Below are 21,457 nucleotides of genomic sequence, written 5' to 3'. Positions count from 1 at the left end.
AAGAGCCGCTGTAGCGAAGATTGATTCAGAATTGCTCTCCCTGCCGCAATCAGTCCATCCTGTTTTTTTATTGTCTTTAACGCAACAGATTCGCTATTCGAGTTTTACAGTGCGCAGCAACCCCAAGCAAGACGTCAGATAAAGCCCCCGGGATACGTCCGCCGCGCCAAAGCAGCGGCTTCAATATCTCGGGTACTAGATAGCATGATTACGAGCAACAAATCAAGTTTTTTCAAACGAAAGCTCGCCGTTCGCCACACCTACATGCACAACATCTTTAGGCCCGAAACGTCCTGACAGAATCAGCTTGGAGAGCGGATTTTCGATTTCCTGCTGAATCGCCCGTTTCAGGGGACGTGCGCCATAAACCGGATCGAAGCCCGCGTCAGCGATTTTTTGCAGTGCCGCGTCCGATATTTCCAGCCCGATGTCCATCTTGGCCAGTCGTTGCAGCAAGACCTGCAACTGGATTTTGGCAATGGCGCCGATGTTTTTTTCGTCGAGCGAATGAAACACCACGATTTCATCGATGCGGTTGATGAATTCAGGACGGAAATGCGCGCGCACCTCACCCATCACCGCCATTTTCACCACTTCGGGATCGCTGCCCTCCATGGCCTGAATCCGGTGCGAACCGAGGTTGGAGGTCATGACGATCACGCAATTTTTGAAATCGACGGTACGGCCCTGTCCATCGGTCATACGGCCATCGTCCAGCACCTGCAACAGCACATTGAACACGTCGGGATGCGCCTTCTCAATTTCATCGAGCAGGATCACGCTATACGGCTTGCGGCGCACCGATTCCGTCAGGTAGCCGCCTTCCTCGTAGCCGACATAACCCGGCGGCGCACCAATGAGACGGGCGACCGAATGCTTCTCCATGAATTCGCTCATGTCGATGCGGATCATGGCTTCCTGCGTATCGAACAGATAAGCTGCCAGCGTTTTGCACAACTCGGTCTTGCCGACACCCGTAGGGCCAAGGAACATGAACGAACCATACGGACGGTCAGGGTCGCCCAGTCCCGCGCGCGAACGGCGGATCGCATCCGACACGGCGGTAATCGCCTCATCCTGCCCCACCACGCGACGATGCAGTTCGTCTTCCATATGCAACAGCTTTTCGCGCTCGCCCTGCATCATGCGCGACACCGGGATGCCGGTAGAACGCGCCACGATTTCAGCAATTTCCTCCGCGCCAACCTGCGTGCGCACCAGCCGCATTTTGACCGACGGCTGCGACGCATCCTGCTTGTTTTGCGCTTCCAGCGCCAGTTCGAGTTCCGCCAGCTTGCCGTATTTCAGTTCCGACACTTTTTGCCAGTCGCTGCTGCGGGTCGCTTCGTCCATTTGCACGCGAGTACGCTCGATTTCTTCCTTCAGATGCTGACTGCCCTGCACGGCCGCTTTTTCCGACTTCCAGATATCTTCCAGATCGGCATATTCGCGCCCCAGACGCACGATTTCTTCCTCGATCAGTCCGAGTCGTTTTTTCGACGCCTCATCCTTTTCGCGCTTGACCGCTTCGCGCTCGATCTTCAACTGGATCAACCGACGGTCGAGCTTGTCCATCACTTCCGGTTTGGAATCGATTTCAATCTTGATTTTGGCCGCCGCCTCGTCGATCAGATCGATGGCCTTGTCCGGCAGAAAACGGTCGGTGATGTAGCGATGCGACAATTCCGCCGCCGCCACGATGGCCGGGTCGGTAATATCGACGCCGTGATGGACTTCATATTTTTCCTGCAAGCCACGCAAAATCGCGATCGTCGCTTCAACGCTAGGCTCTTCGACCAGAATTTTCTGGAAACGCCGCTCCAGCGCCGCGTCTTTCTCTATGTATTTACGGTATTCATCCAGCGTCGTCGCGCCCACGCAATGCAGTTCGCCACGCGCCAGCGCCGGTTTCAGCATGTTGCCGGCATCCATCGCCCCTTCTGCTTTACCCGCGCCGACCATGGTGTGCAATTCATCGATGAACACGATGGTCTGGCCTTCGTCCTGCGCGATTTCCTTGAGTACCGCCTTGAGCCGCTCTTCGAATTCGCCGCGATACTTGGCACCCGCCAGCAGCGCCGCCATATCCAGCGACAACACCCGCTTGGATTTGAGACTGTCCGGCACTTCGCCATTGACGATGCGTTGCGCCAGCCCCTCCACGATGGCCGTCTTGCCGACACCGGGTTCACCAATCAGTACCGGATTGTTCTTGCTGCGCCGTTGCAGAATCTGAATCGCCCGGCGGATTTCATCGTCGCGACCGATGACCGGATCGAGTTTGCCGGCACGGGCGCGTTCGGTCAGATCGAGCGTGTATTTTTTCAGCGCCTCACGTTGTCCTTCGTCCTGCTGCGAAGACATACCGGCCCCGCCGCGCACGGCGGAAATCGCCGCTTCCAGCGCCTTGCGGGTCATGCCGCTGTCGCGTGCCGCACGGCCAGCGTCCGACTTGTCGTCGAGCAGGCCCAGCAAGACCATTTCGCTGGCAATGAACTCATCGCCGCGCTTTTGCGCTTCCTTGTCCGCCAGATTGAGCAAAGCGCCCAGTTCGCGGCCCACCTGCACTTCGCCCGAGTTGTCGCCGCCTTTGGGCAAGCGATCCAGCGCCGCCTTGAGCGCATTGCCCAGACTCTGCACATTCACCCCGGCCCGCTGCAACAGCGAACCGGTACTGCCATCGCTCTGCAACAGCAAGGCATTCAACAGGTGAACCGGATGAATCGAGGGGTTGTCATTGCCGACCGCCTGGCTTTGCGCATCGGCCAGCGCCTCTTGCAGTTTGGTCGTGAGTTTGTCGATACGCATGCTTTACTCCAGGTTGTCATTCAATGAAGGGGAGTTTGGGCTAAATAGAGGCATTTCAAGCAAACGATTTGTCTGCATAGATGGGATTCGGCAACAATGCCGTATAAATTTGATGTGGATCAAATCCCGAACCGCTCAAGAACCTGGTGATCCTCCAGCAAAGCCTTACCCACGCTCTCATGCATCCAGTCCACCCAGGTGCTGATTTTGGCGTCCAGATACTGGCGCGAGGGATAAAGCGCAAACACGCCCATGTTCTGCATCCGGTACGGCGGCAACACGCGCACGATGGTACCGGCGCGCAAGGCATCGACAGCAGAGTAAATCGGCAGCACGCCAATCCCCATGCCCTCCTTGATGCCTAACAGCATGGCCTCGGCCACATTGACGTGGAAATTGGATTTGATCGCCACCACTTCTTTGCCGCCCGGCCCCTCCAGCGTCCATTCGTTAAGCGGCGATACCGGGCTGACCAGCTGCAAACAACTATGCGCGAGAAGATCAACCGGTCTTTCAGGAGACCCATGCTTCTCCAGATAAAACGGCGAAGCGCACAAAATGCTGTAAATACTGCCGATCTGGCGAAAAATCAGGCCGGAATCGAGCAGTTCCCGCGCCAGCACCAGCGACACATCGAAGCCCTCTTCCAGCAAATCCGGCACCCGCTGCGCCAAGGTCAATTCGATAGCGACATCGGGATAACGCTTCTGATAACTGGAAATCACCGGAATCACATAACGCTGACCAAAACTGGTCATGGAATGGATGCGCAAACGACCCGACGGCCGCACATAGGCATCTCCCGCCTCGGCTTCGGCTTCCTCCACATAAGAAATAATTTGCTGGCAACGCAATAAGTAGCGCTCGCCGGCCTCCGTCATGGCGAGGCGGCGCGTCGTGCGATTGAGCAAGCGCGTGCGCAGATGGCGCTCCAGATCAGCCAGCGCGCGCGAGACATGCGCCGTCGTCAACTCCATCTGCTGCGCGGCCAGCGTAAAACTGCCGGCGTCCACCACGCGCATGAAAATGCGCATGTTTTGCAAGGTATCCATAGGCTTTCCCGAATCTGGCCCCTATTAATCTGGCCCCAATAATCTGGCCCTCATTGTTACTCAATTCGAGAGAATGATTGTTGCAATATCCGCAAAGATTAATTGTATTTAATGCGGTTTTTCTCACATTAGATAGCTAATACAATCGGTAGCACTTGATAGCATCGCAACCCGGCAACAATCTTCACAGAGCAATAAGCCCTGAAAAATCGACAACAGGCCCCCTCCCCCAGAGCAGGCGGCAAGTCAGTATCGAATGCAGCGTCCGCAGGAAGATTGTTGTCCATTACCCGATATTTGCATTTTTTTCCATAATCCCATGACCATGCCAACCGACAAACGTGCGCTTGCTGCCTTCCCTATCCTGGTACTCTGCCTGGCCATTGCTGGCTGCGCCGACACCGGCGGCATCGCCCCGCAAGCGCGCTTGCAGCCTGCCAACACCCTCGATGTCGGTAACGCGATCCGTCAGGTCGGCGCAGAAGCCGGCTGGCCGACGCGCGCCTGGTGGGAAAAGTACGCCGACCCGCAACTCAACCGCCTGATCGCTGCCGCCATTGCCGACAATCCCGGCATGGCGGTAGCCGCCGCCCGCGTGCGACAAGCGCAATCGATGGCCACGGCGACGCACGCCGGCGAAATGCCGCAAGCCAGCCTGGAGGCATCCATGGGGCGCAAAAACTGGTCCGGCAATCCCTATTACGGTGGCGGTGCCTACGCCAGTACCGATACCTGGAACAACACGGCGCAACTGAACCTGTCCTATGACCCTGACCTCTGGGGCCAGCGCCGCGACGCCACCGCTCGCGCTGAAGACGAGCTGCGTGCGGTGGCCGCCGACGGCCGTTCCGCCCAGCTCGATCTGGAAGCCAACGTCCTGCGCGCCTATGTCACCCTGTCACTGGAATACGGCCTGCTCGATAGCACCAGCGCCATGCTGGAGCACGAACAGCAAATCGTCAGTCTGGCCCAGCGCCGCTTGCAAGGCGGTCTCGGCACGCAGATGGAAATCAGCCAGGCGCAGGTTCCGCTGCCCGAAACCCGGCGTCAGATGGAAGCGCTGCAGGAAAATATCGCCCTGGCGCGCAATCAACTGGCTGCGCTGATCGGCCAAGGTCCCGGCGCGGGCGACAGCATCACCCGCCCCACCCTGCAACTGGACGTCGCCTTCGGTTTGCCCAGCGTGCTGCCGGCCGAGCTGATCGGACGCCGCCCCGATATCTCGGCCGCGCGCTGGCGCATCGAGGCAGCGACGCAGAATATCGGCATCGCCAAAGCCGCCTTCTACCCCAATATCAATCTGCTGGCCGGCATTGGCCCCATGGCCGCCGGCGGCGGGATGTTGTCATTCCTGACAGCGAGCAATGTCAGCACCACCTTCGGGCCAGCCATCTCGCTGCCGATTTTCGACGGCGGACGACTGCGCGGCCAGCTCGGCGTTGCCGCTGCCGGCTACGACATCGACGTCGAACACTACAAACAGTTGCTGACCGGCGCGCTCAAGAGCATTGCCGACCAGGTCGTGACGCTGCGTTCGCTACAGTTGCAGAAACAGGACGCCGAACTTTCCGTCAGCACAGCACGCAGCAATCTCGACAACGCCACCCACGCTTATCAGCGCGGGCTGACCGGCTACCTCAACGTCCTCACTGCGCAGACGCAATTGCTGCGTCAGCAACAGATCACACAGCAATTGCAGGCGCGCCGTTTCACTGCCTATGCCACGCTGGCAACGGCGCTGGGCGGCGGGTTTGAGCTGGCCCAGTCAGAGCCAATACCCCCCTCGGCGCAAGGTGAAGTGCGATGAGTGGGTCGGATTCCTCGGCAGCCATATCGGCACCATCGACCCCGCCCGCCTCCCTCTGGCAGCAAATCAGAGAAGCCGCGACCAGCTGGAATCAGACCGAGCGGCCAACCTGGATCTATATTTTCAAAATGGTTTTTGCAGCGCTACTCGCGCTGGGCATAGGCATGCGGCTCGATCTGGACTCGCCGCGCACCGCCATGACCACGGTATTTATTGTCATGCAGCCGCAAAGCGGCATGATTTTCGCCAAGAGTTTTTATCGGATCGCCGGCACGCTGGTCGGCTCGCTGGCGGTCGTGTTGTTCGTGGCGCTGTTCGCGCAGACGCCAGAACTATTCCTGCTCTGCACCGCGATCTGGATCGGCCTGTGCACCGCAGGCTCGGCCTACAACCGTAACTTCCGCTCCTACGGTTTTGTTCTGTCGGGTTACACGGTCGCGCTGATCGGCATACCGGCCGTGGTGCATCCGGCCCTGACCTTCGATTCGGTCGTCACGCGCGTGACCGAGTTGTCCTTAGGGATTGTGTGCGCGGCGGTAGTCAGCGCGCTGATTTTTCCGCAACGGAGTACCCCCGCGCTGATCCGCACGATCCGCAGTCGCTTCTCCGCCTTTGTCGATCTGATCGGCGGCACGCTGGGCGGCAGCGTCGATCGTCAGCAACTGGAAAACACCAACGCCCGTTTCATCGGCGACATCATCGGACTGGAAGCAATGCGCAGTTCCGCCGTGTTCGAAGACCCCGATGTGCGCTTGCGCAGTGGCCGGCTGACCCGCATGAACAGTGAATTCATGGCTCTCTCGACGCGAGTCCATGCGCTGCATCAACTGATGAACCGCATGCATGGCGACAGCCATGCCGTCATCGTCGAAGCCATCGAAAGTTACTTCCGCGAAGTCGGGCCGCTGCTCACCCGCAGCGGCGGCGAGCCGGTAATGAGCGCCACCGATGCCGCCGACGCCTCCGAAAAACTCCTCCATTTCAAAGCCGAGCTGCCCAAACGCATCCGCGCCACACGCGGCGAATTGGCTGATGCGCAAGTCAGCGCCAGCGCCCTGCTCGACTTCGATACCGCCAGCGAGCTGCTCTATCGCGTGATCGAAGAACTGCATGCCTACACCGCCACCTATGCCTCGCTGGTGCCGCGCACGCATGAACGCGAACAACGACAACCCGCGTATGTGCCCAAGACCAGTCTGCTGACAGCCTCCATCGCCGGTGTGCGTGCCGGCATCGTGTTGCTCATCCTCTCTGCCTTCTGGATCGCCAGCGGCTGGCCTAGCGGTGACTTTGCCGCCCTCAACGCCGCCGCCATCTGCGCCATCGTCTCGGCCTTGCCCAATCCGGCGGCGGCCACTAAAAAAATGGCTTACGGCATTGCCATCGCCATCGGACTTGGCTACGTCTACGCCTTCCATATCTTTCCTCATCTGGACGGATTTCTCTTACTGGCCAGCGCCTTGCTGCCGGTGTTGCTGCTGGCGGTGTATATGACGACACGGCCAGCGACTGCCGGTATCGGTATGGGCATGTGCATTTTCTTCACCTTCCTGGCGGTGCCGGACAATCAGGCGCATTTCAACGCCGTGACGTATTTCAACCAGTCCGCCGCGCTGATGACCAGCATCATCGTCTCCACCATCGCCTTCCAGGTGCTGCTGCCGCCCGCCACCGCCTGGCTGGTAAGACACATGGAAAAGCAATTGCGCAAACAAGTGGTACAAGCCTGCTTCGGCAAACTGCCGCAACTGGCGGCAAGTTTCGAGAGCGGTACCCGTGATCTGATGCATCAGATCAATGCGCTGACCAGCGAACAGGCGGCATTACAAAAATCGGCGCTGGGCTGGATGTTTGCCACACTGGAAATCGGCCACGCCGTGATTGAATTGCGACTGGAACTGGAACTCATCGAACGTGACTGGCCCAAGCTGCTGCCGTCGTCCGCCCAGCTCGCGCTCAAGGAATTACGCGACTACCTGCCGGCGCTGTTCGCCGATCCGAATGCGCGCACGCTGGCCGCCGCCTTCCATGCCAACAACCGCGCCATCAACGCAGTCCATGCCACCATCGGCCCGGCTTATCGGGAACGCAGCGAACGCCATCGGCTGCAACGCACGCTGAGTTATCTGCATTTCATCCGCACCGCCCTGCTCGACGAACAATCGCCGCTGCAACCGCTGCACGACCGCTCGGCCAACAATAACAACAACATCGAAGGAAAACCTCATGCCGCGTGAGATATCGCTTTTCGGTGCTTATATACCGACCCTGCTGCTGATTGTCATTGCGACGGGCTTACTGACCATGGCCATAGACCGGCTGCTGGTGCATATCGGCTGGTATCGACTGGTGTGGCATCCGGCGCTGTTTCGCATCAGTCTGTTTGTCTGTCTGGCCGCGCTGTCCGGCCTGTGGGTTTATCAATAGGACTTACGTAAAAGCCCGCTGACGTTGTTGCATCGCCTTGCCGTGCAACTTGCACTGCCTGCGGCAATGCGCCTAGCCAGAGGCCTTTTGCGTAAGTCCTCAATAAAAAGGGATGTTCTGAGCAAAACACGCAGTAGCGCAGAACCTACAAACGAATTCAATCAGGGAGTGTTCCATCATGCAGGTCAAATCACTATTGCGCGTGGCCGTCACGGCCCTCATTTTTGCCGCAGCGATTCTGCTGGGCTGGTCTCTATGGAAGCATTACATGGTGTCCCCATGGACACGCGACGGCCGCATCCGCGCCGAAGTCGTCAATGTCGCGCCGGATGTTTCCGGCCAGATCATCGACTTGCCTATCCGGGACAATCAGTTGGTACACAAAGGCGAGCTGCTGATGCAGATTGATCCGGCGCGATACCAGATCGCGCTGCAACAAGCGGAAGCCGCCGTCATGGAGCGCAAGGCCGGGCTCGACATGCGCCGCGCGCAGGCACGTCGTCGCGCCGATATGGATAGTCTGGTGGTATCGCGTGAAACGCGGGAAGACGCCGATACCCAGGCCAGCGCCGCCGAAGCGCAATATCAGGCTGCCGTGGCGCAGCGCGATAGCGCCAGACTCAATCTTGAGCGCACCAAATTAGTCGCTCCGGTGGATGGTTACGTCACCAATCTCAACGCACGACGCGGCGATTACGCCAGCGCCGGCGTCGCCAAGATCGCCATCATCGACAGTCACTCTTTCTGGGTGTATGGCTACTTTGAAGAAACCAAGCTGCCTTATCTGCACGTTGGCGACCATGCAAAAATCCAATTGATCAGCGGCGCGCTTTTATCGGGACACGTCGACAGCATCGCCCGCGGCATTTACGACCGCGACAATCTGCAAAGCAAGGAATTGCTGGCCGACGTCAATCCGACCTTCAACTGGGTGCGACTAGCGCAACGGGTACCGGTGCGCATCCATATCGATGAGGTACCTAAAGGCGTGCTACTGGCAGCCGGGCTGACCTGTACGGTGGTGCTGGAACCGGGGACGCTAAAGAAAGAGGAAAGTCAGGCGGAAAGCTGAATCAGCAGCCACACATTGGCCACGCTGATACCAAAAAACAGGGACCATGCCAGCGCTGTCGTCCAGACCGAGTTGACGAATTCTCCCATCACCACGCGCCGGCTGGTCAGACGGATCAGCGGGTACATTGCCAGCGGCAATTGCAGGCTCAGTACGACCTGACTCATCACCAGCAAGCGCCCTACCGAGTGTTCGCCGAGAATCAGCACGCCGGCCAGCGCCGGTATCAAGGCCAGTCCGCGGGTAATCAGGCGTCGCTGCCAGCAAGGGATGCGCAAGTCGAGAAAGCCTTCCATCACCACTTGCCCGGCGATGGTGCCGGTAAAGGTGGAACTTTGCCCGGCGGCGAACAAACCGACGCCGAACAGTATCGCTGCCAGCGCGCTGCCGGTAATCGGATCGAGCAAGTGGTAGGCGACGTCGATATCAACCACTTCGGTATGGCCGGTCAGGTGGAAGGCCGAAGCGGCGATCACCAGTATCGCGGCATTAATGACCATCGCCAGGAACAGCGAGAGGATGGTATCGAAACGCGTATAGCGGATCGCCTCGCGCAGACTGGCGGGATCGCGCCTTACTGCGCGCGTCTGGACGATGGAAGAATGCAGGTAGAGGTTATGCGGCATTACGGTCGCGCCAAGGATGCCAATAGCCAGATAGAGCGGTTCGCGCCCGGACAAGGCTTGCAGCGAGGGGATGAAGCCCTGCCATACGGCGGGCCAGTCGGAATGCACGAAAGCCAGTTGCGTGAACAGGCAGATGGCAATCGTCGCCACCAGTCCCAGCATGATGGCTTCGATGCGGCGGAAACCGCGACCCTGCAAGCCGAGGATAAACAGCGTATCGAAAGCAGTCAGCAACACCCCCACCGGCAGCGATACCCCGAGCAGCAGCTTGAACGCCAGCGCGCAACCCAGCACTTCGGCCAGATCGGTGGCGAGAATTGCGATTTCAGCCGATACCCACATGCTTTTGCTGACGGCGGGCGCATAGGTTTGGCGCGAATGCATGGCCAGATCTTTGCCGGTGACAATCCCCAGTCGGGCGCACAGACATTGCAGGACGATGGCCGCAAGACTGCTCAACAGGACGACGAATAACAAGGGATAGCCGAACTGGGAACCAGCCTGAATTGAGGTCGCCCAGTTGCCGGGGTCCATATAGCCTATCGATACCAGCAAGCCGGGGCCGACATAGATTTTGAGTTTTTGCCAGACGCTGGCACCCGGCGGCACAGTGACGCTGCCTCTGACTTCGGAAGGACAAAAGGGGGCGGTGGCAACGACCGGCAGGCCAAACATCGTTTAAGGCTGCCCGCAACGAGGTGCAGACAGCGAACGGATTGGCGGTCGGGAAAGGCGAAGCGTCGGCGTCTGCTTCGTTATCATGACCACTTATCCAGCGCCTGCGTATCGGTCGTGCGTGCATCGACCCAGCGCGCACCTTCGGCGGTGTGTTCTTTTTTCCAGAACGGGGCGGCGGTTTTCAGATAATCCATGATGAATTCACAGGCGGCGAACGCCTCGCCCCGATGGGCCGAAGTCACGGCGACCAGTACGATTTGTTCCATTGCTTGCAATACGCCGATACGGTGAACGATCAGCGCGTCGGCGATAGTCCAGCGTGCGGCGGCATCGTCGATGATGTGCTGCAAGGCTTTTTCGGTCATGCCGGGGTAATGTTCCAGCTCCATGCCGGCGACGGTGCTACCGTCGCTGAAGTCGCGCACGGTGCCGACGAAAGAGACAATGGCCCCCACGCCAGCATCCGCCGCACGCAGTTGCGCGACTTCCGTGGACAGATCGAAATCGGCGTGTTGGATACGTACCGGCATGGCGGAGGCGGCTCAGCCGCCGGTCACCGGAGGGAAAAAGGCGACTTCGCCACCCTCGGCGATTGCGGTTTCCGGCTCGGTCATCACATGGTCGTAGGCCATGCGCACTGAGGGCTGGCCTAGTACTTCAGACCAGATACCACCGCGTGCGCGCAGCCAGTCGCGTACGGCACCGACGGTGTAGATGTCGGCCGGCAATTCAACGCTTTCCTGCGTGACCTGCAAGGCTTCGCGCACGGCGGCAAAAAAACGGAGTTCTATCTTCATCAACGCAGCTCCGAAAAGGGAATGAAACCTACGGTGTCGCCCTGTGCAATGGCGTGGCCGGGAGGGTTATCGATCAGACCGTCGCCCCAGACGGTCGAGGTGAGTACGGCCGAACCTTGCTGCGGGAACAAGTCCAGCCCACCATCGGCATTGAGCCGGGCGCGCAGAAATTCCTGACGGCGGTCGGGCTTGGCCCAGGTGAAATCGGCGCGCAATGGGTAGCGGTGAGGAGCCACGTCAGTAACGCCTTGCAGGCGCAGCAAGAAGGGCCGCACCAGTATCAGGAAAGTGACGAAACTGGAGACCGGATTGCCCGGTAAGCCGAAAAACCAGGCGAAGCCGCCCGTTGCCCGATCCACCTCGCCGAAGGCCAGCGGTTTGCCGGGCTTCATGGCGATTTGCCACAGATTGAGGCGGCCTTCCGCCTGTACCGCTGGCTTGACATGATCGGCATCGCCGACGGAAACCCCGCCGGAAGTAATAATCACATCATGTTCTTGTGCGGCCCTACGCAGGGTGGCGCGTGTGGATTCCAGATTGTCTTCGACGATGCCGTAGTCAGTGATCTCGCAGCCGAGGTTTTCCAGCAAGCCGCGCAATAAGAAGCGATTGGAGTTGTAAATCGTGCCGGGCCGCAAAGCCTCGCCCGGCATGACTAGTTCATCGCCGGTGAAAAATACCGCCACACGCGGGCGGGACACGACCGGCAGCTGCGCCAGTCCGACCGAGGCGGCCAGTCCCAGCTCCTGCGCCCGCAAGCGGGTACCGGCGGCTAACAGCACATCACCGGTGCCGATATCTTCACCGCGGCGGCGCACCCACTCTCCGGCTTGGGGAATTTGCTGAATCGAGACATGCGTTTCGTCGGCAACGCAGGCTTCCTGCATGACGACAGCGTCGGCACCCAGAGGCATGGGCGCTCCGGTAAAAATGCGAGCGGCACTGCCCGCTGCCAGCGGCAAGGCTTGCTGACCGGCCAGAATGCGTTGCGATACCGGCAGCCGGGCGCTACCGCGGAGGCAATCGGCAGCGCGCACGGCGTAGCCATCCATCTGGGAATTGTCCATGCCGGGCACATCGATGTCGGCTACTTGCGCAGTTGCCAGCACGCGGCCATTGGCGTGTTCAGTCGCGATCAGGGACTGCGCCGTCAGCGGTTTCACCGCGTTCAGGAGGAAATCCAGCGCATCGGCAACACTCAGCAGGGGGGCCTTTTCTTGCATGGATTACCCTTTGTTCAACGTGAGCTTGGCGTGGTTGACGTGATTGAAGTTGCCGACGCGATTGGCAGCTGGGTGTGCGCAGCAATGAAGTTCTTGATCAGTGTGGCATCGGCGGCGACGACTTCGAAACGCTGCGGCAGCGTTTCCAGATCGGCAAATCCGGCAGGCCGTTCGGCGTCGCGGCCCAGCGCTTCGCGGATCGCTTCATTGAACTTGGCGGGCTGCGCCGTTTCCAGCACGATCATGGGGATGCCGGGTTCCAGATGATCACGCGCAATCATGAGGCCGTCGGCGGTGTGCGTGTCGATCATGATGCCGTAGCGCTGTTCGGCGTCGCGGATGGTTGCCAGACGATCGAAGTGCGTCGATCGGCCGGAAGCGAAGCCGTAACGCGCGACCTCGGAGAACTCATCACCGTCGCTGCCTGGCGCGCCGGAAAGATCAAAGCTGCCCTGGGTTTCAACCTGCGCGAATAATTGTTTGACCCGGGCGCTGTCACGTCCCAGCAAGTCGCTGATAAAGCGCTCGAAGTTGGAGGCTTTGCTGATATCCATGCTCGGGCTGCTGGTGTGGAAGGTTTCCGCTGATTTGCGCACGCGGTAGATGCCGGTGCGGAAAAATTCGTCGAGCACATTATTTTCATTGGTCGCGACGACCAGCTTGGCGATCGGCAAACCCATCATCCGGGCGATGTGGCCGGCGCAGATATTGCCGAAGTTGCCGGACGGGACGGTAAACGAGACTTGCTGGTCGTTATGGCTAGTATTGGCCAGATAACCGCGGAAGTAATACACCACCTGGGCGACGATGCGGGCCCAGTTGATCGAATTGACGGTGCCGATTTTTTGCTGCGCTTTGTATTCCAGATCGTTGGAGACGGCCTTGACGATATCCTGACAATCGTCGAACACGCCTTCCACCGCCAGATTGAAAATGTTCGGGTCTTGCAGACTGAACATTTGCGCGGTTTGGAAGGCGCTCATTTTCAGATGCGGCGACAGCATGAAAACGCGAATGCCGTGTTTGCCGCGCATGGCATATTCGGCGGCGCTGCCGGTATCGCCTGACGTTGCGCCGAGAATATTGAGTTCGGCATGCCGCTGATCGAGTGCGTATTCAAACAAATTGCCGAGCAATTGCATGGCCATGTCCTTGAACGCCAGCGTCGGGCCGTTCGAGAGCCCTTGCAGAATCAGCTTCTTGTCGTCGCTGTCTTCCAGTACATGCATCGGTGTAATTTGTGCCGCATCCGCGCCGGAACGGACATTGCCATACACGTCAGCGCGATAGGTGGCGTGGGTCATTGCCAGCAGGTCGGCTTCGGGGATATCCGTAGCAAATTTTCTGAGTACCTGAAAAGCCAGATCGGCATACGACAGTGTGCGCCATTGATCCAGTTCAGCCGGAGTGACTTGGGGATAGATGGCGGGCAAATAAAGACCCCCATCAGGGGCTAAGCCACCCAGCAGAATTTCGGAAAAAGAAGGGGTGGCGGCATGGCCGCGAGTGGAAACGTATTGCATGGCGTTGGCTTCGTGGCGCACGGGCGCGTAGTTTGCGAGAGAGTGACATTATAAAGCAGGTCGCTGTACTCCCAATTCCAGGCAAACTTCGCTGTATCGGTGTCATTATGCTGCTATCGTCGCTGATTTTTCATTATCGCGTTATTCAAGACTACTTTTAGAACAATCGCCATTGCCGCATTAAGGTCTTCGTTGATACCTTCTTGCTTGAAATAACAGAGAGAGAAACCCACGCAAACAACTTTCATTCACTCGTGGCCCCTCCTTCTCCTCACTTTCATTTCAAGCGCAGTCACCTGCACTCCTCCACTCACTATGAAACAAATCGCTTCCCAGACTTATTCAAGGCAAGGATTGCTTTGGCACGCCCTTGCTGTGTCAATGCGATTTTCCTTGGTGCCAGGACGCTTTTTCAGGAACCCCGCCATGCCGATCACCGCTGTCTATTATCGTCCCCGTGCTGAAATGTTGTCCATGCCGGTACCTTCGCAACAAGAGTCACAATCTTCCGGCACCTCGAGTGCCAGCTCACAGAACGATGAAATCCATCCGGCGTCAATGTGCTGCGCGCACCCGACGACTTCCTCGCTACCGCAACTAAAAGAGATCGTTCGCGCCATTCGTAGTATTCGTACCATCAGCAAAGAACAGGTGCGTAGTGAGCCGCTCAAGGACTTGATAAAAATGCTGGATCAGGTAGAGAAAATGATGACGGTGGAAAGGACGCAGCTGACGGCTTCGGGACTGGATGCAATCAAAAAGCTGGGCGCCTATATCAGCGATCACCGATTAATCAATCCCAATAAACAGGGGCATTCGCTCGACGGCTTGGGCGACCCACCCGGATTAGCGGAAGAGTTGCGCAAATTAATCGATAGTTGCGGGGCATTTCAAAAGGAAGCCGATAGTTCCGGTTCCCCGTCGCCATTGCCATCGTCGCCCAGCTCGGACACGCCCTTGTCGCGCCTGGAAATGGTCATGCAATCGTTCAGAAATCTGCTGACGAATGCCTCCTGCAATCATTATGCGAGGCACGCATCGAATGCGCTCCATTTAATGTTGCGCACCATTATTTGCGTCGGAATGAGTACCTTCATTAGGGAAGCAATCGGCTATCTCATTGAAAAAAACATTCGTGATGATAAAAACAAAGAAGGTGAAACGACGAAGCGGATCATTTTTGCCACCTGCGCCGTCACGACCCCTATCCTGATGCAGCTCGCGGTTTTACTGCGATCCAACAGAAACGGCAGCGCTACCTATTCAACCGAGATTGTCCATTAGACCCCGGACTGCTATCGTGCACCAGTCCGGTGTGTCCCGGATACGCCCGGATTTCTAATGGATACCATTAGAAATCCCCAATGAAATCAACGAGCTCAGTGCAATTTGGAGTGACCATGCCCCCAGAAACGCCGTTCGATCTCAAATTCACATCCCGCGAAGTCACCGCCTGGGGTGGCCTGGCCCTTTTGAAGCGCATGCTTGACGGCATGGGTTTCAAAGAAGCTCTGAAAAGCTGGGATCTACCCCAGCCCGGCTCCAACCGGGGCTATGCGCCAGAACAACTCATTGAACAAATGATCGTCAGTATCTGGTGCGGCGCGGCGCGCTTTGCCCATGCCGACATCACCCGCCTGGACAGCACCCTGGTGCGCCTGTTCGGCTGGGGCAAAGCCGCAGGCCACAAAGCCATCGTCAGGTTATTCCAGCGCTTTGACCAACCCAGCGCCAGTCGAGTGCAAAGCAGCAGTTACCGTTGGCTCTTCGACAAACTCCAACTCAACCCCATCACCCTGGATGTGGACTCCACCGTATTGACCCGCTGGGGCAGCCAGATCGAAGGCGGCGCCAAGGGCTACAACCCCAAGAACAAGGGTCGCGCCAGCCACCACCCGTTGTTGGCGTTCGTAGCAGACTGGCGCCTGGTGGCCAACTTCTGGCTGCGCCCGGGCAACACCGCATCGAGCAACAACATCGAGAGTTTTATTGAGTCCACACTGGAGAACCTGGGGGCCACCAAGGTGGGCCTGTTTCGCGCCGACAGTGGTTTTTATGACAAGACCATAGTGACCCTGCTCAAAGCCAAGAAGATCAGCCACATCATCAGCGCCCGACTGACGCATGCACTACAGCAATCTATCGTAGATCAGTGCAAGTGGCAGCAAGTCGAGGTGGGTCTGGAAGTCTCCGAGTTGAGCTACCAGCCGCAGGGCTGGGGGACACCACAGCGCCTGGTGGTGGTGCGCCAGCATATCAAACGCAAGAATGGTGCGGTGGCGGGCAAGACGCTATCGTTGTTTGCCGATGACCCGGATCTGCAGGGCTGGCGCTATGGTGCCATGCTCACCGACTTGAGCATTCCGGCGCTGGAGGTGTGGCGCCTGTACCGCGGGCGTGCAGATTGCGAGAACCGGATCAAGGAGCTCAAGGCGGACTTTGGCTTGGGCAGCTTTGTGTTGCGCGACTTCTGGGCTACCGAGGCGGCACTGGGGGTGACGATGCTGGCCTACAACTTGATGAGTGTATTTCGCCATGCGGTGATGCGCCAAAAGGTGCATCACACGCTGGCAACGCTGCACCACCAGGTGCTGGCTGTGGGGGCACTGTGGGATGACAACACGAAGAACACCAAGCAGACGTTCCGTCTGGCAGTGGCGCGCAAACGAAGACCGTGGTTTGAGGGCTTGTGGGCCAATGCGGGAGAGCCAGTGAAGCTCACGCCGAGCCCATCAAATTCCTAATGGACAATCTCGGTTCAACCAATATTTCGCGCGGAATACTGACCCTTCTTAATGCATCAATGGCATCCGTTGCGCTTAACTATCGGCTGCTATTGCCCAACGCCACCGCATTGACGGCCAATGTATTTTTTTATTGCGGGCTGCGCGATATTTTGCAATCGGTGTTCAAGCTCAATGTCTTTTACGGCCCGGCCCATGCACGACGTCCACTGTCGTGCGTTTCGTTAAAATCACTGACGATGATCGCTACGGCCTACCTGTTCAATCAACTCACGGTCAACGCAGTCATGGGAGAGGCCAGTCCGTCGGGACAATCCGCCGGAACATTGCCCGATATGCCGTGGGAAAATGGTTTGTGGCGCAGCGCAATCAATACTTTGGGCGAAGCGGCCGATGCCGCTACTTACGCCATGGTGCCGATGCTACCCACCATGATGGCGCGCTGGAAATCGCACTACGGTACCGATATCGAACAGCAGCTGGTCACTATGCCACTCCCGCCATTACACCAATTGCACATGACCATACGCGCCGGCTTGCCTAGCCTCGACAGTATGATCAACGATACAGGTTCCAGACTGGCAACCCGAACCTCTATCTTTGTCAATGTCGTGTTGGCATCGGTGCTGATGGGTACCGCTATTCAGGAAGCAAGTAATGAAGGCTACTTTAATCAGACTACTGCCGATTTTTTAAGTAATCTCGCAGGAGCAACTGCGCTCGTTGCGCAATATCACATGTTCGATCATAGCCTGCGCTTTGATCCGAACAACCCTGCAACGCGAGAGATAGAAATGAGCAACCCTGGACTCAGTACCAGTCCATCGATTGTGCAATTAGATACACTGGGCAGTCTTTCACTGAATGAATTTCAGCTGTATGCAGAAGATGAAATGATGGAAACGAATCTCGACGCCTTCAATAAAACCGCCAGTAGAAACGATGATGAAAAACGTCATTTCAGGGATGCGCACGAAAAGAAAGTAGCCCTTCGTCGAAAATCAATGGTCGACTTAAAGAGAAGTGCGTATGAGAATCAGGTACTTAGCCGCTCATCAAGTATGTCGGATCAGGACTTCAATGAGTAATTGCTTCCTTCGTATCGCTGCAAAGGCCAACGAATGTAATAAAAAAACATCGATGACCATCACAGCTTCACAATTAAAAATCAAGGAAACGCTGACTAAGCTATGCCGCTAAACGCATCCCAGGACAGTGATGTTCGCAGTGCCGAAAGACGATGCGTTTCATGTCCTGGGCTTGTTTCGCTCACAACATGTATTCAAAATTTGTATGAGGGATATGAACATTCATTCGTATCGGACCACAAAAAATACCGGCAAAGTGTCGCATGGGCATCATGCCGGTCAATGTTTTTCTAAGCAACACGAACACCATTCATCCAATGCGATGGGTTGACTTTCGTTTTTTGCGGCAGGTCTGGGCGATATGTACCGACAACGTGATTCAGATTTCCCTCAGACACCGATCTGCCTTGAGTAAGAAATACTTGAGGCGAAGAGCGTACTTCCCATTTTTTTGGAGTCGCAGCCGGTGCATTTAATAAGGAGGACTTAGCAAGAGTCGAAGATTGACTTGCCTTTTTATCCAGCTCCGACCAAAAAGTCCATGGTGTCATTGTATTTTTGCGATCAATTTCGGGAGAAAGCAACTCATCGATCTCCTGAAGTGCGTATGAACGCACAGACAACGCAGCATCAGCCACATTCACATCGCTAAAAATACTATCTTGATGAAAATCTGCGGGCGGCAACCTCGACGCCAAATTACGTTTCGTAGTTACCTCTATCTCAGAGTCACGTTGTTCCTGGGCTTCCGCAGCATAGAGCTCCATAAAACGGGAAGAAGAAAATGGCTGGGATCGGGTGGGAGAGAAAAAGCTCATGCCGCGATTTATGCTTTCTGATTCGGGCGGAGTTTGAATAGTCGACGTTGATACGAAGTCCGAAAAGATGGATGCACGCCTATCCAAATCAGCGTTAATTGGATCATTACCAATAGACTCGCCCCACGCACCTTGAGGATCAAACTTCATCTGAAGCAGCGCCTCGGCACTTGGAAAAGAAGAATGGAACCGGAACTGATTGTCGTCGACAACAAGCTTATTGACGTGAACAAGCGGCTCAATCGCATTGGCCTGGTTCATTGGTGAAGAAAATAAAACCGCTGACTTGTCATTCCCGCGCTTGACGAACGTTGATGCCATATTGGATACGGCAAGAGAAGCGGCCGAAATCTGCACCAAGCCCCGGTTTCCAACATTGGCGTCTGCGATTCCATATTCTTCAGCTGAAGCATTGCGGGCCTCTGTTACCTCGCTGACCCAAGATACAGGCAGACGATTTTTTTTACCGCTCAAAACGTCCATCTCTGAGTGTAAATCGGTATGAGTTGATCCAAGAACTTGGCCTTTATTCGACTTAACTAGCGCATTACCTCGCATTGAAAAAGATTGAGGCGATGAGAACTCAATCGAGTCTTTATGCACATTAGCTTGCACCTGCTCTAACGCAGACGCTGAAACAGTTGTTTCATCCGCATCTTCCTCACTCAAAATCATGTCTACGGATTGAGTTTCGTAACCGCCGTCAAATGTATCCATCCTCCTCACTATGGAAGGAGGATGTGCCTGAGATTGAAAACGAGAAAGTACCGCTGACTCAGGAACGGCAAAAGTAGAGACGCTTGATAATTGACTTGTCGACGAAACAGACGACCCCATAGAAGACGTACGAAGCCTCGCAGGAAAAAGATAACGATCATCGTCACTGCCTACGATACTTTCGGGGCCTGAACGATCATAAACACTATCCGATTGGGAAAGGGATGAATCTGACAGTGAGTCAAGATCGCCATCCCACCAGTCATGGGAATCAACAGTAGTGTTAGCCTGAAATCCGAGCTCATGACCAGCAAGGGATGTCCTCTGGCTAGCGTTACGAAGAAGAATATCCATTGATTTCAGAGATATATCACTCCGTTCCAAAATCCTGTAAACATTCTCAAATTCTGCATTGGAGCGATATGCATCCTCGTTTTTTCTTGAATTCTTAACGAGCATGTTGGCAAAACTATCGCCCGTTCCCGCCTGACGAACAATATTGACCGCGCGGGCTTGTTGTCTTATTTCGGAATTTGAATCAAAAACTGCAGTGTCATATGAGCTATTCAAGGGGTCGTTGCGGAATCGGCTAACGATGTTAGTTTGCAGAACGGGTGAATCGATCGCCTGAGAATGCACATCCAGGCTCGTACGAATACCGGATGTTGCAACACCCAAGGATGAAATCGCATTCATATCGGGAAATTGCGTCGCAACCGTCGAACTATTGCCGGAAGCAGACACTGTCAATGCTCGATCGGCAGTCATTAAAAGCGGATTGTTGTTCGCATCAATATCTGCTTGCTGGGTGAAATCTGCAGTAGGACGTTTAGGAGGCCCGTCTGTACTAATATGATTCGAACCAAAATGTATATGAATGTGGTGGTGGTGCGTGAAATTATAGATTCGACTAGGTGATTTTCTGTGGTTAACGCCGGCCTTTTTCCTGCGAGCACGAGAACGCGTCTTGGGGATCAGATCATCATCCACTTGTGAAGAAGCATCAGACGTAGTGGGTTGTAAATCCGGCGTATCAACGGTACCAAAGAGCTCTTTTTCTCCGGTTGTCTGGACGGATGTGTCGGTAGTAGTTTTTTTTGTATTGATACCATCACTAATGGAATTATCCTTTCCAGAAGAAGGACCTGCAGCGTCTTCTGGCTGAGGAACTTCTTTGACAGGTCCGACATTTACAAGACACTCAGGCATCAAGTTATATTCGTTCAGCACCATGCCTATGTCCATATAATCAATCGTCCGAGCTGGTTGCTTGGATAGTAAATCCACAAGATTTTTTGTATTTTGATAGTCGCGTGGAATCACCATATCTACGTAATTATCACCCTCTTGAACTCCCCCTGCGATTCCGGCTGAAGCTAATTTCTTATTCATCGCCTCACGAACTTGTTGCTCAACAAGTACTTTTTCTAGTCGATTTTCATTCCTATTCAACATTGTCGCGACAAACATTTTTGTCAAACTATCTCTCGCTAATTTGAATTTCTTGAACTGCCTATCCTCAAGAGATTTTTTTGATGTCCTATGCGTATCAGGATATGTAAGACTGAATTTTGTTTTACATATGGCAAATTTTTCAAACCTTCTTGAAAAATCAGCAAGCAGGTTCTTATATTGATCTTTCTCAGCAGCGGTGGCACTAGAATCAGGACCATACAACTGCCACCCAGATTCAAGCATCAACATAATCCTCCGCAGATCGCCAAGATCATCCTCCATGTTGGAGTGCCACTGAATCGCACGCGGGCTTAAATTAAGCTGCGCTATCACATGTTCTTGCGGTGTCATTTTGCAAAGAGGCAGGGAGGATATTTCCGCTTGCGCAATAAAAGGTTCAGTACTTTGACTTTGCGCGGCATCGTTCTCCACACTAGCCACTTGATTAGAGTTCGATTCATTTATGCCTGAAACCGTAACCGAACTGGATGATTGACTGGCCCCCCTGAAATTGGGGCTGATTCGAGAGATGAATCGAGTCAGGGACGGAAACCTGCCAGCAGGAGGTATAGAAGTGGGGGCAACAGAAGAACTATTAACTGGGGAAATTTTTGGCATTTAA

Annotated in this window: 15 protein-coding genes; 7 read left to right on the top strand and 8 right to left on the bottom strand. The window is 55.8% G+C overall.

Features of this window, described 5'->3' with window-relative positions; translation table 11 throughout:
• Nucleotides 1-222: 222 nt before the first annotated feature.
• Both clpB and RGU70_RS08660 read right to left on the bottom strand, forming a co-directional pair.
• Nucleotides 223-2,808 (bottom strand): ATP-dependent chaperone ClpB, encoded by a 2,586-nt coding sequence (gene clpB / locus RGU70_RS08665; RefSeq protein WP_322208998.1) that lies wholly within the window; start codon nt 2,806-2,808, stop codon nt 223-225.
• 119 nt (nt 2,809-2,927) lie between these two features.
• Nucleotides 2,928-3,860, bottom strand: a complete 933-nt coding sequence (locus tag RGU70_RS08660) for a LysR family transcriptional regulator (protein WP_322208997.1) — start codon at nt 3,858-3,860, stop codon at nt 2,928-2,930.
• Between the two features lie 319 nt (nt 3,861-4,179).
• Between RGU70_RS08660 and RGU70_RS08655 the strand changes: the two genes are divergently transcribed.
• The 4 genes from RGU70_RS08655 (at nt 4,180) to RGU70_RS08640 (ending at nt 9,166) form a co-directional block, all read left to right on the top strand.
• Nucleotides 4,180-5,667 carry an efflux transporter outer membrane subunit gene (locus tag RGU70_RS08655; protein ID WP_322208996.1) on the top strand — a complete coding sequence of 496 codons (1,488 nt, stop codon included), beginning with the start codon at nt 4,180-4,182 and terminating at the stop codon, nt 5,665-5,667.
• Nucleotides 5,664-7,904 carry an FUSC family protein gene (locus RGU70_RS08650; RefSeq protein ID WP_322208995.1) on the top strand — a complete coding sequence of 747 codons (2,241 nt, stop codon included), beginning with the start codon at nt 5,664-5,666 and terminating at the stop codon, nt 7,902-7,904. Before RGU70_RS08655 ends, RGU70_RS08650 begins: the two co-directional genes overlap by 4 nt.
• Nucleotides 7,894-8,094 (top strand): DUF1656 domain-containing protein, encoded by a 201-nt coding sequence (locus RGU70_RS08645; RefSeq protein ID WP_322208994.1) that lies wholly within the window; start codon nt 7,894-7,896, stop codon nt 8,092-8,094. Before RGU70_RS08650 ends, RGU70_RS08645 begins: the two co-directional genes overlap by 11 nt.
• A gap of 178 nt (nt 8,095-8,272) precedes the next feature.
• A complete protein-coding gene (locus RGU70_RS08640; protein ID WP_322208993.1) occupies nt 8,273-9,166 on the top strand; it encodes an HlyD family secretion protein in 894 nt (297 codons plus the stop codon).
• Here RGU70_RS08640 and RGU70_RS08635 read toward each other — a convergent pair.
• From RGU70_RS08635 to thrC, 5 genes are all read right to left on the bottom strand, one after another.
• Entirely contained in the window at nt 9,151-10,467 is a 1,317-nt protein-coding gene (locus RGU70_RS08635) for an Nramp family divalent metal transporter (protein ID WP_322208992.1), read from the bottom strand. The genes RGU70_RS08640 and RGU70_RS08635 overlap by 16 nt on opposite strands.
• A gap of 83 nt (nt 10,468-10,550) precedes the next feature.
• Nucleotides 10,551-11,000: a molybdenum cofactor biosynthesis protein MoaE gene (locus RGU70_RS08630; protein WP_322208991.1), complete on the bottom strand. Its 450-nt coding sequence runs from the start codon at nt 10,998-11,000 to the stop codon at nt 10,551-10,553.
• Between the two features lie 12 nt (nt 11,001-11,012).
• Entirely contained in the window at nt 11,013-11,267 is a 255-nt protein-coding gene (gene moaD, locus RGU70_RS08625; RefSeq protein ID WP_322208990.1) for a molybdopterin converting factor subunit 1, read from the bottom strand.
• Nucleotides 11,267-12,490 (bottom strand): gephyrin-like molybdotransferase Glp, encoded by a 1,224-nt coding sequence (gene glp / locus RGU70_RS08620; RefSeq protein ID WP_322208989.1) that lies wholly within the window; start codon nt 12,488-12,490, stop codon nt 11,267-11,269. The genes moaD and glp overlap by 1 nt, the downstream gene beginning before the upstream one ends.
• 14 nt (nt 12,491-12,504) lie before the next feature.
• The gene (gene thrC, locus RGU70_RS08615; protein WP_322208988.1) at nt 12,505-14,013 is read right to left on the bottom strand and encodes a threonine synthase; all 1,509 of its coding nucleotides are present in this window, start codon (nt 14,011-14,013) and stop codon (nt 12,505-12,507) included.
• A 315-nt stretch (nt 14,014-14,328) separates the two neighbouring features.
• Here thrC and RGU70_RS08610 point away from each other — a divergent pair, with 315 nt between their 5' ends.
• The 3 genes from RGU70_RS08610 to RGU70_RS08600 all read left to right on the top strand — a co-directional run bounded on the left by RGU70_RS08610 (nt 14,329) and on the right by RGU70_RS08600 (nt 17,845).
• Entirely contained in the window at nt 14,329-15,297 is a 969-nt protein-coding gene (locus RGU70_RS08610; RefSeq protein ID WP_322208987.1) for a hypothetical protein, read from the top strand.
• Between the two features lie 116 nt (nt 15,298-15,413).
• Nucleotides 15,414-16,757: an IS1380 family transposase gene (locus tag RGU70_RS08605; RefSeq protein ID WP_322208986.1), complete on the top strand. Its 1,344-nt coding sequence runs from the start codon at nt 15,414-15,416 to the stop codon at nt 16,755-16,757.
• Complete coding sequence (locus RGU70_RS08600) at nt 16,703-17,845, top strand: hypothetical protein (RefSeq protein ID WP_322208985.1); 1,143 nt, start codon at nt 16,703-16,705, stop codon at nt 17,843-17,845. The genes RGU70_RS08605 and RGU70_RS08600 overlap by 55 nt, the downstream gene beginning before the upstream one ends.
• A gap of 290 nt (nt 17,846-18,135) precedes the next feature.
• Here the strand turns inward: RGU70_RS08600 and RGU70_RS08595 are convergent, their stop codons facing one another.
• Nucleotides 18,136-21,453, bottom strand: a complete 3,318-nt coding sequence (locus tag RGU70_RS08595; protein ID WP_322208984.1) for a hypothetical protein — start codon at nt 21,451-21,453, stop codon at nt 18,136-18,138.
• Nucleotides 21,454-21,457 lie beyond the last annotated feature (4 nt).

Source organism: Herbaspirillum sp. RTI4, from assembly GCF_034313965.1.
GTDB lineage: Bacteria > Pseudomonadota > Gammaproteobacteria > Burkholderiales > Burkholderiaceae_D > Herbaspirillum.
Note: the sequence above shows the minus strand (reverse complement) of the source record. Positions and strands in the feature narration are given on the sequence as shown.